We start from the raw sequence: 14,942 nt of genomic DNA, 5'->3' as shown, positions 1-14,942 counted from the left end.
AAAGGAATGCAGTTCTATTCACTAAAATTAGGTGAAATTACCAAAAGGATATGATAAAATATTCTAGATAAACAGATAAAAATGAACGTTATGTAGTTGGAAATGGCGGGAAGGAGAAATTATAAAATGTTTTCGAAAGATATTGGCATTGACTTAGGAACTGCGAACGTATTAATACACGTTAAAGGTAAAGGAATCGTCTTAAATGAACCATCTGTTGTGGCGATTGATAAAAAAACAAATAAAGTATTAGCGGTGGGGGAAGAGGCTCGCCAAATGGTAGGGCGTACACCTGGTAACATTACTGCAATTCGTCCACTACGAGATGGTGTCATTGCGGATTTTGACGTTACAGAAGCCATGCTAAGACATTTCATCAACAAGTTAGATGTAAAAGGATTTTTAGCTAAACCACGTATTTTAATTTGCTGTCCAACGAACATTACTAGTGTTGAGCAAAAAGCTATCCGTGAAGCCGCAGAAAAATCAGGTGGAAAAAAAGTATACTTAGAAGAAGAACCAAAAGTAGCTGCAATTGGTGCAGGCATGGATATATTCCAACCTAGCGGCAATATGGTAGTCGATATTGGCGGCGGAACAACAGATGTTGCAGTCCTATCAATGGGTGATATTGTAACGAGTGAGTCCATTAAGGTAGCAGGAGACATTTTTGATAATGATATTTTGCAATATATTAAAAAAGAATATAAATTGCTAATTGGTGAACGTACTGCAGAAGCCATTAAAATTACAGTCGGTACAGTCTTTAAAGGTAGCCGAAACGATTCAATGGATATTCGTGGTCGAGATATGGTGACAGGTTTACCACGTACAATAACGATTCACTCTGAAGAAATTGAACGTGCATTACATGAATCGGTTGCTATGATTGTCCAATCTGCAAAAAATGTTTTAGAAAAAACGCCACCAGAGTTATCAGCTGATATAATTGATCGTGGGGTCATTATTACTGGCGGTGGTGCTTTACTACACGGTATGGACCAGCTACTAATCGAAGAACTAAAAGTACCTGTATTCATTGCAGAGCAACCTATGGATTGTGTAGCAATTGGTACAGGGATTATGCTTGAAAATATTGATCGAGTGCCGGCATCCTTATAAAAATATAATGAGGTGAGTCCTTTGTTTAAAGGGTTTTATACAGTTGCAACGGGTATGATTGCACAACAAAGACGAACAGAATTACTAACCAATAATTTATCAAATGCGGATACACCAGGGTTTAAAGCAGACCAATCAACAATTCGGTCATTTCCCGATATGCTCATGTCAAGTGTAGGAAAAACGAATGCACCGGCTAATCAGCAAGCAGGCTCTCAATATATGAGCCAAGTTGGCGCATTAAATACAGGGATTTATATGCAAGAAACATTGCCAAATTACATACAAGGCCAAATCTATAGCACTGATTTTACGACAGATATGGCTTTGATCGATGGAAACTTACCGCAAAATGCAGATGGTACTAGTGGATCTATTTTCTTCCGTTTAGCACATCCAGAAGGCGGAGAAGCATATACACGCAACGGGAATTTCACATTAGATGGTCAAGGCTATTTAGTAAATCCACAAGGGCTGTATGTGTTATCAGACGGAGGCCAACGCATCCAGCTACCAAATGATGATTTCCGCCTAGATGAGAACGGAGCAATTTATGTTAATGATCAGCAAGTAGCTCGTGTTGGCGTATCATATGCAACGGATCCGAACATGCTACGTAAACAGGATAATGGTTTAATCCGAACAGAAAACGGTGAGAACTTACCGACAGCTTACGGTGCCAATGGCGTATCCTTTACACTGCGTCAAAATTATCTAGAAGGCTCAAACGTAGATTCTAGTCGCACAATGACTGATTTAATGACAGCATATCGCGCTTTCGAGGCTAACCAAAAAGTGTTACAAGCTTATGATCGCAGTATGGAAAAGGCTGCTAATGAAATCGGGAAAGTATAATAGGCGAACAGGAGGCGTTTGATCATGCTACGTACCATGATGACTGCAACAAACACAATGGGGCAATTACAAAATAGACTAGATACAATTAGTAATAACATTGCCAATAGCAATACACAGGGCTTTAAATCAAAAGAAACTACATTTAATGAATTGCTTTATCAGCAATTTAACAATGACAAGCAAGATCGAGCTGTTCGACAATCACCTGTTGGTATCCGTTATGGTTCAGGTGCAATGCTTGGACAAATCCAATCTAATCAAAAGCAAGGCTCTCTACAAACAACAGATCGAGACCTTGATTTAGCTTTTACAAAACCAAAACAATATTTCAATATTTTAATGCCAGATGGTGAAAATCGCACAAAAACAGTGTATACTCGTCAAGGTGACTTTTATTTATCACCATTAAATAATGGAACAGTAATGGTTGTAACTGCAGATGGATATCCATTGGCAAACGAAAATGGACAAGCTATTACATTACCAGATGATGTAAAAAGTTTCGCTATTCGTGATGGGGGCGTATTAGAGGCATCATATCCAAATGGAGATATTAGACGTACTAATGTAGGGGTGACAGAGTTCCAAAAGCCACAGCTTATGGAGGACATTTCTGGATCCTATGTTGGATTGCCGAATAACCTGGCTCAGCTAGGATATACGCAAGCTGAAGTTGTCACTGAATTACGAGGAGCAAATCGTCAGCAAATTGGTATGCAGAGCGGTGCGCTTGAAATGTCGAATGTAAATCTTTCGAAGGAAATGACGGATTTAATGCAGACACAGCGTTCTTATCAATTCAATTCAAGAGCTGTCACTTTAGCAGACCAAATGCTTGGGCTCATTAATGGTATTCGATAGTAAATCCGTTATTACTGTTTAGTAAGGAATGAAGAGGAGTACAATCTATGACAAACGATTCAAGTCGAGGTTCTATGCAAACAAAAGAAACCGATACGCCACCAGAAGAGAAGGAACACGGCTCAAATGGAAAGCAACGAGAGGTTCGATGGGTGCAAATACGGCTGATTCCGATTTGGCTACGCGTTGTACTTATTATCATCTTAGTTGTTGTTGCCGCAGTTTTAGGTGCAATAATTGGCTATAGTGTAATTGGACAAGGTAAAGCCATGGATATTTTCAAACCAGAAACATGGCAGCATATATTTGATATTATGAATGGTAAAGAATAATATTATTCTTTACCATACTTTGTTTTACATATTATTTATCTTCATTCAGCAAATGTTTTGTAACATTTACTGAATTAGAGGAACTCAGGCTAAGAACTTCACATCCTGTGAAAACGCCTGAGTGACCAACATCATGTTTTCTGCGCGAAAGCGAAGCGTCAGCGGCAATTACGCCAAGGCGAAATTGATATTAAGCATTAAGGGGGAAAAGAAATGTTAACAGCAGAGCAAATTCAAGCAATTTTACCACATCGTTATCCTTTTTTATTCGTTGATCGTATCGTTGAATTAGAAGAAGGCAAGCGTGCAGTCGGTTTAAAAAATGTCTCTATGAACGAGGACTTTTTTAATGGGCATTTCCCTGGCTATCCAGTAATGCCCGGGGTTTTAATTGTAGAGGCGCTAGCACAAGTTGGTGGCGTAGCATTATTAAACGCAGATGAATTCAAAGGTCGTTTAGCTTTTTTAACGGGTATTGATAATTGTCGTTTCAAGCGCCAAGTCGTACCAGGAGATCAACTTCGATTAGAAGTAGAGTTCGTGAAACTACGTGGAGTAATGGGCAAAGGTCACGGTGTGGCGACAGTCGATGGGGAACTAGTATGTGAAGCGGATATTCTATTCGCTATTGGACCTGCACAACCAAAACAGGTGTAATTTGCAATTATAGGCTAAAAGATTTAAACTAATTATATCGAAGAATATCTTTACTGCTAATCTTTTAATAGTTTATCTATAGAAAGTGCAGATAAAGAAATCACGGTATTTTATAAAAATGTAATGGCGCTATATGTGATTGTGAATGAATACATGTAGTTTTGTTTTTAAAACGTAGGAGGATTATATAGATGTATAAGGAATTGTCTTCAGGTATTAAAATTAGCATTACGCGTTCGATTTCAACATCTTTTGAATCATACTTAGCAAGTATTGATTGGAAAGAGGAGCGTTTTTCTATGGAAGACTTTATTGCTAACTGGCAAACTTATTTTCAAGAAAATGCCGCATGGATCGAAAAAATCCCAGCAGATGTTTTGATGAGTACTGATTTCCATGAAGAGATGGCGCAGAAAATCGACGATGTAATTGCAAAAATTTTAAATGAAGAACCAACAGCTAAACAAATTGAAACAATTGAGGCCTTGCAAAAAGAGCTAGGTACAAATTATAGCTACGACTGTAAAGCAGAAGCAGCATACATTGAACAATTGTTAAAAGAAAAACAAAAATAGTTTAAAAAAAAATCGGATAGTTCCCTCCTTTCCCGGGCAATCTATGTAGGATCACAAATACACACATTGTATTTGCTGACATAGCACCGAGGGAAGGAGGTTTTTTCATATGTGGAGAATGTCATTTTTGGCAATTATTCTTGCTGCTTTATTCCTTGGAGGTTGTAACTGGGGAAATAGAGCAGTTGAAACAAGACCAGCGGAGAACGTTAAACACGACGTTCGCCGAGGTGTTGAGAAAGTAGAAGAAACTGTAGAGCCGGCTAGACGAAATGACGTTTACAATCGTGACGTTAATGGTGTTAACCGTAACACTGTGCTTCCGGAAGCTACAACGCCAGGAACTACTACTGCACCAAGAACTACAACACCAGGTACGACGACAGTACCAGGAACTACAACACCAGGAACAAATGCTGATTTAAATGGTACAAATGGCTATAACAACGTTCCAAATGCTAATGGCGTAGTTAAAGAAAAGATCGTCGAAGAGAAAGTTACGCGATAATTTAAAAAAGAGTGTTTCCAACTAATGGAACACTCTTTTTTATATTTTAAATTCGCGGAGGGAGGGAGTGAATACTCGCGGCCCGCTGGAAGGAGGAAATAACCCGCGGAAGAGAAGCGAATACCCGCGGAAGGAGGAAATACCCGCGGAAGAGGAGTGAATACCCGCGGAAGAGGAGTGAATACCCGCGGAAGAGAAGTGAATACCCGCGGAAGAGAAGTGAATACCCGCGGAAGAGAAGTGAATACCCGCGGAAGAGGAGGAAATACCCGCGGAAGAGAAGGAAATACCCGCGAAAGGAGGAAATACCCGCGGAAGAGAAGCGAATACCCGCGGAAGGAGGAAATACCCGCGGAAGGGAAGAGAATACCCGCGGAAGGGAAGCGAATACCCGCGGAAGAGGAGAAAATACCCGCGGAAGGGAAGCGAATACCCGCGGAAGGGGCGAATACCCGCGGAAGGGGCGAATACCCGCGGAAGAGGAGTGAATACCCGCGGAAGAGAAGTGAATATCCGCGGAAGAGGAGTGAATACCCGCGAAAGGGAAGCAAATACCCGCGGAAGAGGAGTGAATATCCGCGGAAGAGAAGGAAATACCCGCGGAAGGGAAGCGAATACCCGCGAAAGGAGGAAATACCCGCGGAAGAGAAGGAAATACCCGCGGAAGAGGAGAAAATACCCGCGAAAGGAGGAAATACCCGCGGAAGAGAAGTGAATATCCGCGGAAGGAAAGCGAATACCCGCGGAAGGGAAGCAAATACCCGCGGAAGAGAAGCAAATACCCGCGAAAGGAGGAAATATCCGCGGAAGAGGAATGAATACCCGCGGAAGAGAAGCAAATACCCGCGAAAGGAGGAAATACCCGCGTAAGGAAAGCGAATACCCGCGGAAGGAGGAAATACCCGCGGAAGGGAAGCGAATACCCGCGGAAGAGGAGTGAATACCCGCGGAAGAGAAGCAAATACCCGCGAAAGGAGGAAATACCCGCGGAAGAGGAGTGAATACCCGCGGAAGAGGAGTGAATACCGCGGAAGAGGAGTGAATACCCGCAGAAGAGAAGTAAATACCCGCGAAAGGAGGAAATACCCGCAGAAGAGAAGTGAATACCCGCGGAAGGAAAGCAAATACCCACAAAGCGGAAAAAAAGCAAATCCCCGCACACAAGAACCCCTCAAGAAGAACGGAAAAATGGCTTCATATAGTCCACTAAATCCTCAGGTAATTGGTAAACGCGATTTTTATAAGAACCTGTATAGGGAAATTGGAATTTTCTAAGTAAACGATTGGCAGCATCACTGGAATGAATATTGAAAAATTCACGTAACTGTTTGTTGGTAATTGTCGGTCTAACTAAGTATCGATAATCTTGTAAGGCTTCAGCAAAAATTTCTTCGCTTGCATAGCGACAGTATGAACATTTCCAAATTCCCCGAGCAAATTGCATTTGGGACTTGTATTGGCATTTCGGGCAAAGCACGCCTTGGCGAAATCGTGAAGCATCAAGAGAAGTCGGAATTTTCGATGGCTGATGCCGACTAAGAAGTTGTTGAGCCATTTGAGTTAGTTGTTCATCGCTTAAAATAGGTTGTGTATATTTTTTAAAAAGAGAATGGAGATGTTTTTGAAGTCCTGAAACATGAAAAATCGGAATTGTGTTTGGATGACTGGCAATGATCGCGGAGGGGTTAGAAATAATAACTGCGCCCTCAATGGGGAGAGAATAGTTTTGGGAAATAACTTTAAGAAATTGCATATGTCGTTGGGTCTGAGTAAGTGCATTTGGAAATCCTTCAACAGTACCATCTGGCTTTGTTCGGATACACTGATGGGTAGTATCGTCAAAATCAAGACGGCCGTTAATATTTTTTATTTCAACAACTAGCATAAAATGACGGCAAATGAAAAGTGTATCGAGTTGATGTGAATGGTGTGCAGAATTGATCAGTATTAAATTATGTAACACTAAAAAAGTATAGGGACATACTAATTCAAGCCATTCACGGTCCACTCTCCTTTCACCAGCAAAGCCGGCATCGAGTCGTCGAAATTGCTCATTATAATAGCTAAAATCTGGATCCTCATCGAACAACCGCCTCTTTAAAGCCTCAAGCCACAGTAATTTAACAGGCTTTTTTCTAATAGCAATAGTCAAGTATAGTTACCTCCTATAATTTTTACATCGTATTGTACCTTAAAATCTATACCTGTCCAATAAAAAATAACGATGCAGATGTTTGCATCGTTAAATCAAGTTCAATCATTTTTTAGTTTTGGTCGTTCTTTCATATCGTGCGAGAAGCGGTCCAATAACTTATCTAAAGTAACACCCTCAGCTAGCAACTCGGCAAGCAATTGCTCGGCATATTTTGAGCGTTTTATCTTGAGCTTTCCTTTTAACAGGACAGAGATGTGCTCGCCAATTTCTTGAACTGTATGTACGGCAACCTGGAAAGGAGCAGGATCATTATCTGGAAATGAAATAACTGCACGTACATTAAAGACAGTAGCATTTGCTAAAAGTTCATCAAAAGTTGAACGATATTGTCGGTCCATAAACAGTTCAAGAATCCAAGATTGATGGCTATTTTCTTGGTTAATAATAATACCATCGACTAAAGGGAAAGGTTGCATGCCGTCTTTTGTGACAAGGTCAAAGGAAAGCATCTTAAACGTTTTCATTATGTAATATCCTCCTAAGTCGGTCATCTTTTTTAGTATAACATATTCAATTAGCACTGTTTATGGAAGGGGCCATTCTCTTTTTGCACAATCAACAAAAACAGCTAAATTGCATATTTCAACAATTAGCATTTGCTACTACAGTGAAAAGCATTCAGCCCGAAAAATCATTCAATAATTGAAAAGTAAAAACCTCAATATACCCAATTTATGATTAAAAACTAAAGGAAATGATAAAAATCGACTTTTGCCAATGCTGAATTAATTTTTGTATGATGAGAGCAATCAAAAGCAAAGGAGGTGAATCAATGAACCAAGTCGGACTGGTCGGAAGGTTAACAAAGGATCCAGTGTTACGACACTTATCTGGAAATCGCGTGCAAACACATTTTTCACTAGCCATTAATCGCAATTACAAAAACAGTCGTGGGGAAGTGGATGCTGACTTTATTCTTTGTACAGTATGGGGAAGGCTTGCAGAGCATATCGTCAAATATTGCGGAAAAGGCTCATTAATTGGGGCAAATGGTCGTATTCAATCAAGATCATTTTTAGATGAAAAAAGCACAAAGGTTTTTATAACAGAGGTAGTCGTAGAAGATGTCCGATTTTATCAGCTTAAGCCAAGGGATAGTGACGGGGCTATTGTGTTGCCAAAGCCACCTGATGAGCAGGACGGCTTTAAAGGATTTTGTACTACCTGAAGTAGAAGTACAATTACCAGTAGTATCGCAGTCCTAAATGGTACATACGGGGCAAGTGCAAGTTGTCTGATCCGCCATTCTCCTTCTATACTTGCACCGTAATCAATTTAGAGAGGAATGATGTTTACCTTTCATAACGTAGTTCATTGCTGAAGACCGCACAGCAATGAGCCTTTTAAACACAACTAAATATAAATATGAAGTAAGTAGGGGAAGAAGTAACAAGCAAGATCCACTGAAAAAAAAGAGCGCCAAGAACGTTTTGCTCTTGGCGCACTTCAAATCTTTAAAAATCGAGCGTCATTAAATCACGAAGTTCATCATCTTCTAACTCAGTTAACCACTTGCTTGATTGAATTAGTTCTTCTGATAATGCAGATTTCTGAGCAAGCATTTTATCGATTTTCTCTTCGATGGTACCAATAGTAACAAACTTATGCACTTGCACAAATTGTGTTTGACCAATTCGATATGCACGGTCTGTCGCTTGATTTTCAACGGCTGGATTCCACCAGCGATCTGCGTGTAATACATGATTTGCAGCTGTTAAATTTAGCCCTGTTCCACCTGCTTTTAAGGAAAGGATAAATATTGGGAACTCTCCTGCCTGAAAAGCCTCTACTAAGCGGTCACGCTGCTGCTTAGGCATTGCACCTGTTAAGAACGGTGCATCAATATTATATAGTTCACTAAAACAATGCTGTAGTAATTGTCCCATTCCAATATATTGTGTGAAAATGAGGCACTGCTCGCCATTGTCCACAATTTCTGTAGCCATTTGCACGATACGTTCTAATTTCGTAGAACGAGTCAGCATTGATTCGGCATCCTCGAAAGGTTCTTTTAAATACAAGGCAGGATGATTACATAATTGCTTTAACTTACTGAGCATCTTTAAGACGCGTCCTTTTTTTTGAAAGCCTGTTAATTGCTCTAGCTGATCGAGCGTCTCTAATATATATCCTTCATATAGAGATGCTTGCTCAGTTGTTAATGGACAATAATCATGAGACTCTTGTTTATCTGGTAAGTTAAGTTGTAAATGTGGGTCACGTTTTGTACGACGAAGTAAAAACGGTTGAATTTTTGTACGTAACTTCTGTTTATGTGACTCAGACTCATCTCGTTCTACCGGTAAAATAAATTCTTCGTTAAAGCGACCGAAGCTACCTAAATAGCCTTTATGGATAAAGTCAAAAATTGCCCATAGCTCCGATAACCGGTTTTCCACTGGAGTACCTGTTAAAGCAATATGATGCGTACCCTGTAATTTACGAATAGCTCTTGATTGGAGCGTTTGCATATTTTTAATATTTTGAGCTTCATCCAGTACAACTGTTGCCCATTCTACTTCCTGTAAAAACTCAGCATCCTGAGATACGGTGCCGTAAGTAGATAAAATTACATGTGGTTTTTCTCTTTCTACTAGCTGTTTAAAAGCATCCTCCTTTGCTCGATTCGCCTGATAATGCGTATGCACAATCAAAGAAGGAGCAAAACGGGCCAGTTCCTTTTGCCAGTTGCCTAACACTGATGTAGGACAAATAATGATGGCTGGCTTTGTATCCTTAATCGTTTCATTAAGATAAAGCAAATATGAAATAAGCTGAACCGTTTTACCAAGACCCATATCATCAGCTAGACACGCACCAAAGCCTTGTTCGCGCATGAAGACAAGCCATTCGAAGCCCTCATGCTGATAAGGACGTAATTCGGCCTGCAAAGATGTAGGAACCGGTACTGACGGAAGTCCTTTTTTCTCTTGAAGCTGCTCCATATAGGATTTAAGCGATTGTTGCAATTCAAATGCAAAAATTGGGTCATCTCGCATTTCATCATCGGCATCCTCTTCTTCAAGAGGTAAGGATAAATCCTCTGGTAGCTCGCGGAATAGCAATTCACGAACAGTCCAGCTTTCATCTTCTGCTTGCTGCATCAATGTACGCATTTCTTGCATCCAGTTTGCATCGACTCTAAACCATTCAGTACCTATACGAATGAATTCGCGTTTTTCCTCTACAAGCTTTTTAAATTGCTCAGGTGAAATGGACTGTCCGTTCATAGAAAACTGCCATTTGAATGTTAAAATATCATCTAGTCCAGCAACCTTCTTTGTCGATACATTACCAGTACTTACACGAACACGCATTTTTGACTGTTTTAAATCCTTAAGCCAAGCCGGTAATACAACGTCAAAGCCGAGTGCCTGTAATCTTGCTAAATCTTCACGTAAAAATGTTCGAACTTGTAAATCCTCAAGCATAATACGGATGAAAATATCGTTACGTACATCTTCATTAGAAAGAAGATCTGCAATTTGTCCTTGTTGTTGTTCAATAGCTTCAGCATACATTTGCCATCTTGCTGGTAGAGCGTCAGCAATTGGTAGTGACTGCTTTCGCATAGCAGGCGTCCAGTAGTTTTTGGCTGTAGCCGTGCTAAGTACTGTTTCTAAAAGCCAAACTTCTGAATCTTCCTCAGGCTCACTTAAGCGTAGGGAGACAGTCACTGCACCTGCCTGTCGTTCCTGCTCTAGTGGCCAGCCACCACGCAAGAAAAATGGCACTAGCTTTGGTAAATCAGATAGTATAAGACCTGCTTGTGCCAGTTTTTGCTGCACAGCCGTTTCTAATAAAGCTGTTTCAACACCGTCCAGAGGGAATGTTAGCGAGGAAAAATCATCTGCAATAACTGCATGTGACCAGAGCGAAGGCTCCTGCCAATACGTTTGTAAAGCCGACGCTTTTTCTAGCAACACCTGACTTTCTGTGTTTACACCTTGCCATTCAATAAAAGGATGTAGATAACGCTGTGAAAAAATATCAAGGAGCTCAGAGGTTGAAACCTCAATCGTAAGCTCTGAACGATTGGTTAATATCCCATAGACATTCGCTTCATAGTTAAAAAATAATGAAGAAATGAGTGAGTCTGCGTCCATTGCTGCACCATCAGCAGTAAATCCCTGTAACGTAAAATATCCTTCCTGTGCTGCATGAATACGAAGCTGTAATTTTTTTGAAAACGGGGAAGGAGCATTTATAGTCATCATACTAAGTTTCCTTTCTCAATTTCTTCCTGTAATGCACGGAGTCGTTTATACTCTGCACGAATTGTTTGCATATATGTTTCAAAATAAGCCGTTTTACCAGCACGCTTTGCTGCGCTACGCATACTTTTCCAGATTCGTACAGCCTGCTTATAGTTCATACGTGATTTTTGTGTAATTTCAGCCATGGCATATAGATGATATAAGGGCAATACTGTCGCAGGAGCAACCTGAAGCACATCCTTTAATCCACACATTTCTAAATAGGAAAGGGAGGAGAGGTTTAGCTGATGAAGGGCTGCCCATTCACGATAACGTCCTTTTTTAATAAGAAAGAACGAAAACGGTTGAAGCCCGTAAACACCAAATGCACTATATAATGTAGCTTCCTCTTCCTCTGTAAGCTGTATGTCTTCGTATAAAAGCTGGAATTGCCGTACGTATTGAGCTCGCTTTACAACTGGCACAGTTTGCTGTAAAAAGACTTCGGTAAATGGTAGCATCGCACGTAAAATAATGGTCTGTGCGAGTGATTCGCCAGCACGTTTTGCAAAGGTAGCCAGCTCAAAAAGGTCCTGCATATGTTGTACATCAATATGGGCAATTCTTTCCTGTAATAAACTTTCTTTTTGTAGCAGTACATAAAATAGCAGTTGTAATGACTGCAAGGAAATCTCAGATGAAGGATTCTCAAGGTTATTGATAAGTGCTAATTCCTGTTCGCGTCGCGGCTTTTCATAAAAAAGCACGGCCCAAAGTAGCATATAAATTTGTAGTCGTTCAGCAAACAATCCTTGTCGTTCCAATAAAAACTTCCTAACTAATTCCTGAATCGCATCATAGAATGGATCAGTGGCAAAAAGTCGTGATCGGCCATTTAGTTCGGTCAATATACTTTCGAATGATTGGACACTTTGATCAATAAAATATTTCATATAAGGAGAATCCAACGAATGTCCTTTTGTCTCATTTAAATGACGCCATATTGTATTAAAGATCGATAGCTCCATATAAAGCTTATAAAGTGGCTGCCACTCACGTTCGAATGGCGTATGCCGTTGAAGTCGCTCCATTGCATCTGTCCGTATAGCAGAAAGGCCATATCCTTCTAAAATACGCCCAGGTGGTAATAAACGTTTCATGACTTCATTGACCATCAATTGCCAGCTTTCTGGACTTCGTTCATCTGCTAATGATTTTAATTGCACTGATTTTTGCGCACGCCAAGCGCTTGACCAATTTTGCACAGAGTCAAAATGCTGATAGAGGGCAAGCAATGCGCCAACTTGATGTCTACACCATTTTAGCTGAGGACAGTTACAGCTCAACTCCTCTTTGGCAAAATCAATTTCTACAGAAGCAGGTCTGACATCCTGTACGCTTGCATATAATATAGAACTCGCTCCATTAAAACGTTCAAAGACAACTGATTTGTTCCGCACTGAAAAAACAGCACGACGCACTAGCTCTTCGTCTTCAGTAGAGGAAGGATGTAACGCCTGTTCAGCTTCCTGCAATCTGGCAAGGATAAATTCTTGGTGTTCCTTAGCTAATTGGGCAATAGACAATGCCATAACCTCACTCCTTTCAAAATGTATAGCTAGTGAGCATGTAAGTATAAAGAAAAAAAGACTGTCCTTCCATTATACGATTAAAATGCGCACATGATAAGCCGAATGATTAGAAAGAAAAAAATCAAGGAGAAGATAGTTAACAAGATAATTTATTTGTGTTAAAATCTGAATAATCAGATAAATAAGGAGGGATGAAGGATGATGCAAGTTCAATATATGAAGCCATTTTACACGAAGATTACTGGAGACAAACTACGTCTCGTGTTTGCTTATCAATATTTCTCTATATTAAAAGAGAATGAGATTTTCCATTTCATTCCCATTGAAGGTAAAGAGATGATTATCAACTTGAATACACAGCAAATTGAAAATATATCTGAGGTATTTGTTTTCCAGAAAGGGAATCGTTTTATCCGACTGCCATTATATCAATTATTATTAATTACAAATGTTCATGATCATTTAGCACCGATTCTTGAAAGCGCTACGCCAAAGCCTCAGTTACCACTTGTATCTTCAGTGACTGTTGGCGAAGTAGATCAGCTCATTACAGAATTGGAGCAGAAAAACATTGATCATTTAATCGACCAGGCATTACTAGATCATAATAAAGATCTCTTTTTTGAACTATTACAACAAAAGAACCATCAACTCGGAGGTTTCGAAAATTGAATACACGGTATTTTATTTAGGCACCCTTTCCATATATGAGAAGTGGGTGCTTTTATCTTCATTCAGCAGATGTTTTATGTAACGAAAGTGCAACGACAGTTACAAATATTTTGTGTAACGAAAGCAAAGCGACAGTTACAAATGTTTTGTATAACGAAAGCAAAGCGTCAGCTACAGAAGACTTCCACCTCTGTATGTAGTGAGATGAATGTAGATGTGGTTCCTTTTAACACCTACTGAAATAGGGGAACTAAGGCTAAGTGAAATGTGTATGGGTCTAAAGTCGAAATTGTAAAAATGGATTAACAATCATTACTATATGAATCTCGCTAAATTAGGATGTATTACCAATATAAGTTAAAATGATTGGACATAGACCGATATACATAACAATAGGGGGTGGTGAAATGATGCTTGGAAAGTGGTCAGCAACGGGGATGTCCATTTTAAATAATATGAATAGACATTACGGGGCAATGAGTAAGGCAATGCTTCGAATTTCTTCTGGCTACCGCATCAATAGTGCTGCTGATGATCCGGCGGGACTTGCGATTTCTGAAAAAATGCGTGCGCAAATTCGCGGTTTGAACATGGCTGCGAAGAATATCCAGGATGGTATTTCACTTGTTCAAACAGCTGAGGGAGCATTGAATGAAACACATGATATGATTCAGCGCATGCGCGAGCTCGCAGTCGAGGCAGCTAACGATACTTTAACAGATGATGATCGGAAGAAACTCGATTTGGAATTTCAAGAATTAAAAAAAGAAATTCAGCGCATTTCGAAGGACACTGAGTTTAATACTAAGACTTTGCTAAATGGGGATTACGCTACAAACGGTATTAAAATTCAGGCAGGTGCCAACGCAGGTCAAAGTATCGAGCTGTTTATTGGCGATATGGGGGCTGGAGCACTTGGCTTGGACGATACGACATCGATTGCAACTCGTGAGGATGCCGATAAAGCCATTTCCTCAATGGACGAGGCTTTAAAGCGTGTATCAAGTGAGCGCTCAAGACTTGGTGCCTACCAAAATCGTCTAGAGCATGCTTATAACGCGAACGTAAACACGGCAGAAAACTTACAAGATGCTGAGTCTCGCATTCGTGATGCAGATATCGCCAAAGAAATGATGAATATGGTAAAGGCCCAAATTCTAATGCAAGCAAGTCAGTATGTACTAGCGATGCATATGCAGCAGGCACAATCCATTTTAAAATTGTTAGAGTTCGAAAAAAAATGATGAATTTCAATTTTTATTGAAATTCATCATTTTTATTTAACTTCTTTCAGCTGGTGTTCAAACACCCGCTGAAAGAAGTTAAAGCCTCCGGCGGATGTCACGGAATCGGC

At 40.1% G+C, this 14,942-nt stretch carries 15 protein-coding genes; 11 read left to right on the top strand and 4 right to left on the bottom strand.

The genetic code is table 11. The features are described 5' to 3' along the window. The first annotated feature begins 126 nt into the window (after nucleotides 1–126). The 8 genes from mreB to ACFXN8_RS07625 all read left to right on the top strand — a co-directional run bounded on the left by mreB (nucleotide 127) and on the right by ACFXN8_RS07625 (nucleotide 5,783). Nucleotides 127–1,122 carry a rod shape-determining protein gene (gene mreB / locus ACFXN8_RS07660; protein WP_386844090.1) on the top strand — a complete coding sequence of 332 codons (996 nt, stop codon included), beginning with the start codon at nucleotides 127–129 and terminating at the stop codon, nucleotides 1,120–1,122. 21 nt (nucleotides 1,123–1,143) lie between these two features. Further along, on the top strand, nucleotides 1,144–1,977 hold the full coding sequence (locus ACFXN8_RS07655; RefSeq protein WP_376073594.1) for a flagellar hook-basal body protein: 834 nt from the start codon (nucleotides 1,144–1,146) through the stop codon (nucleotides 1,975–1,977). Nucleotides 1,978–2,001: 24 nt separating this feature from the next. Next, nucleotides 2,002–2,841, top strand: coding sequence for a flagellar hook-basal body protein (locus tag ACFXN8_RS07650; RefSeq protein ID WP_376073593.1), 840 nt, complete (start codon nucleotides 2,002–2,004; stop codon nucleotides 2,839–2,841). Between the two features lie 47 nt (nucleotides 2,842–2,888). Next, nucleotides 2,889–3,173, top strand: a complete 285-nt coding sequence (locus ACFXN8_RS07645; protein ID WP_376073591.1) for a DNA-directed RNA polymerase subunit beta — start codon at nucleotides 2,889–2,891, stop codon at nucleotides 3,171–3,173. A 213-nt stretch (nucleotides 3,174–3,386) separates the two neighbouring features. Then, entirely contained in the window at nucleotides 3,387–3,830 is a 444-nt protein-coding gene (gene fabZ / locus ACFXN8_RS07640; RefSeq protein ID WP_323648661.1) for a 3-hydroxyacyl-ACP dehydratase FabZ, read from the top strand. 191 nt (nucleotides 3,831–4,021) lie between these two features. Next, nucleotides 4,022–4,405 (top strand): hypothetical protein, encoded by a 384-nt coding sequence (locus ACFXN8_RS07635; protein ID WP_386844087.1) that lies wholly within the window; start codon nucleotides 4,022–4,024, stop codon nucleotides 4,403–4,405. A 109-nt stretch (nucleotides 4,406–4,514) separates the two neighbouring features. After that, on the top strand, nucleotides 4,515–4,913 hold the full coding sequence (locus ACFXN8_RS07630) for a hypothetical protein (RefSeq protein WP_376073589.1): 399 nt from the start codon (nucleotides 4,515–4,517) through the stop codon (nucleotides 4,911–4,913). A gap of 156 nt (nucleotides 4,914–5,069) precedes the next feature. Beyond that, nucleotides 5,070–5,783, top strand: coding sequence for a hypothetical protein (locus ACFXN8_RS07625; RefSeq protein ID WP_386844085.1), 714 nt, complete (start codon nucleotides 5,070–5,072; stop codon nucleotides 5,781–5,783). 301 nt (nucleotides 5,784–6,084) lie between these two features. Here ACFXN8_RS07625 and ACFXN8_RS07620 read toward each other — a convergent pair whose 3' ends face one another. Both ACFXN8_RS07620 and ACFXN8_RS07615 read right to left on the bottom strand, forming a co-directional pair. Then, nucleotides 6,085–7,065 carry an NERD domain-containing protein gene (locus tag ACFXN8_RS07620; protein ID WP_386844083.1) on the bottom strand — a complete coding sequence of 327 codons (981 nt, stop codon included), beginning with the start codon at nucleotides 7,063–7,065 and terminating at the stop codon, nucleotides 6,085–6,087. A gap of 101 nt (nucleotides 7,066–7,166) precedes the next feature. After that, entirely contained in the window at nucleotides 7,167–7,592 is a 426-nt protein-coding gene (locus ACFXN8_RS07615) for a YwpF family protein (RefSeq protein WP_386844081.1), read from the bottom strand. Between the two features lie 308 nt (nucleotides 7,593–7,900). On the opposite strand from ACFXN8_RS07615, the gene ACFXN8_RS07610 reads away from it, so the two are divergent. Continuing rightward, nucleotides 7,901–8,296: a single-stranded DNA-binding protein gene (locus tag ACFXN8_RS07610; protein WP_386844079.1), complete on the top strand. Its 396-nt coding sequence runs from the start codon at nucleotides 7,901–7,903 to the stop codon at nucleotides 8,294–8,296. 286 nt (nucleotides 8,297–8,582) lie between these two features. Here the strand turns inward: ACFXN8_RS07610 and ACFXN8_RS07605 are convergent, their stop codons facing one another. Both ACFXN8_RS07605 and ACFXN8_RS07600 read right to left on the bottom strand, forming a co-directional pair. Then, nucleotides 8,583–11,345, bottom strand: a complete 2,763-nt coding sequence (locus ACFXN8_RS07605) for a DEAD/DEAH box helicase (protein ID WP_386844077.1) — start codon at nucleotides 11,343–11,345, stop codon at nucleotides 8,583–8,585. Further along, nucleotides 11,342–12,916 carry a hypothetical protein gene (locus tag ACFXN8_RS07600; RefSeq protein ID WP_376073578.1) on the bottom strand — a complete coding sequence of 525 codons (1,575 nt, stop codon included), beginning with the start codon at nucleotides 12,914–12,916 and terminating at the stop codon, nucleotides 11,342–11,344. The genes ACFXN8_RS07605 and ACFXN8_RS07600 overlap by 4 nt, the downstream gene beginning before the upstream one ends. Nucleotides 12,917–13,114: 198 nt before the next feature. Here ACFXN8_RS07600 and ACFXN8_RS07595 point away from each other — a divergent pair, with 198 nt between their 5' ends. Both ACFXN8_RS07595 and ACFXN8_RS07590 read left to right on the top strand, forming a co-directional pair. Beyond that, nucleotides 13,115–13,588 (top strand): IDEAL domain-containing protein, encoded by a 474-nt coding sequence (locus ACFXN8_RS07595; protein WP_376073576.1) that lies wholly within the window; start codon nucleotides 13,115–13,117, stop codon nucleotides 13,586–13,588. A gap of 410 nt (nucleotides 13,589–13,998) precedes the next feature. After that, nucleotides 13,999–14,832, top strand: a complete 834-nt coding sequence (locus ACFXN8_RS07590) for a flagellin N-terminal helical domain-containing protein (RefSeq protein ID WP_376073685.1) — start codon at nucleotides 13,999–14,001, stop codon at nucleotides 14,830–14,832. The last annotated feature ends 110 nt before the right edge of the window (nucleotides 14,833–14,942 follow it).

It is taken from the genome of Lysinibacillus sp. NPDC059133 (assembly GCF_042755925.1).
Lineage (GTDB): Bacteria > Bacillota > Bacilli > Bacillales_A > Planococcaceae > Lysinibacillus.
The sequence above is the reverse complement of the archived record's forward strand: the minus strand, read 5'-3'. Positions and strand labels throughout refer to the sequence as shown.

Coding starts and splice junctions, on each gene's coding strand:
- mreB (WP_386844090.1), top strand. CDS start 127: ATGTTTTCGAAAGATATTGGCATTGACTTAGGAACTGCGAACGTATTA.
- ACFXN8_RS07650 (WP_376073593.1), top strand. CDS start 2,002: ATGCTACGTACCATGATGACTGCAACAAACACAATGGGGCAATTACAA.
- ACFXN8_RS07645 (WP_376073591.1), top strand. CDS start 2,889: ATGACAAACGATTCAAGTCGAGGTTCTATGCAAACAAAAGAAACCGAT.
- fabZ (WP_323648661.1), top strand. CDS start 3,387: ATGTTAACAGCAGAGCAAATTCAAGCAATTTTACCACATCGTTATCCT.
- ACFXN8_RS07635 (WP_386844087.1), top strand. CDS start 4,022: ATGTATAAGGAATTGTCTTCAGGTATTAAAATTAGCATTACGCGTTCG.
- ACFXN8_RS07630 (WP_376073589.1), top strand. CDS start 4,515: ATGTGGAGAATGTCATTTTTGGCAATTATTCTTGCTGCTTTATTCCTT.
- ACFXN8_RS07615 (WP_386844081.1), bottom strand. CDS start 7,592: ATGAAAACGTTTAAGATGCTTTCCTTTGACCTTGTCACAAAAGACGGC.
- ACFXN8_RS07610 (WP_386844079.1), top strand. CDS start 7,901: ATGAACCAAGTCGGACTGGTCGGAAGGTTAACAAAGGATCCAGTGTTA.
- ACFXN8_RS07605 (WP_386844077.1), bottom strand. CDS start 11,345: ATGATGACTATAAATGCTCCTTCCCCGTTTTCAAAAAAATTACAGCTT.
- ACFXN8_RS07600 (WP_376073578.1), bottom strand. CDS start 12,916: ATGGCATTGTCTATTGCCCAATTAGCTAAGGAACACCAAGAATTTATC.
- ACFXN8_RS07595 (WP_376073576.1), top strand. CDS start 13,115: ATGATGCAAGTTCAATATATGAAGCCATTTTACACGAAGATTACTGGA.
- ACFXN8_RS07590 (WP_376073685.1), top strand. CDS start 13,999: ATGCTTGGAAAGTGGTCAGCAACGGGGATGTCCATTTTAAATAATATG.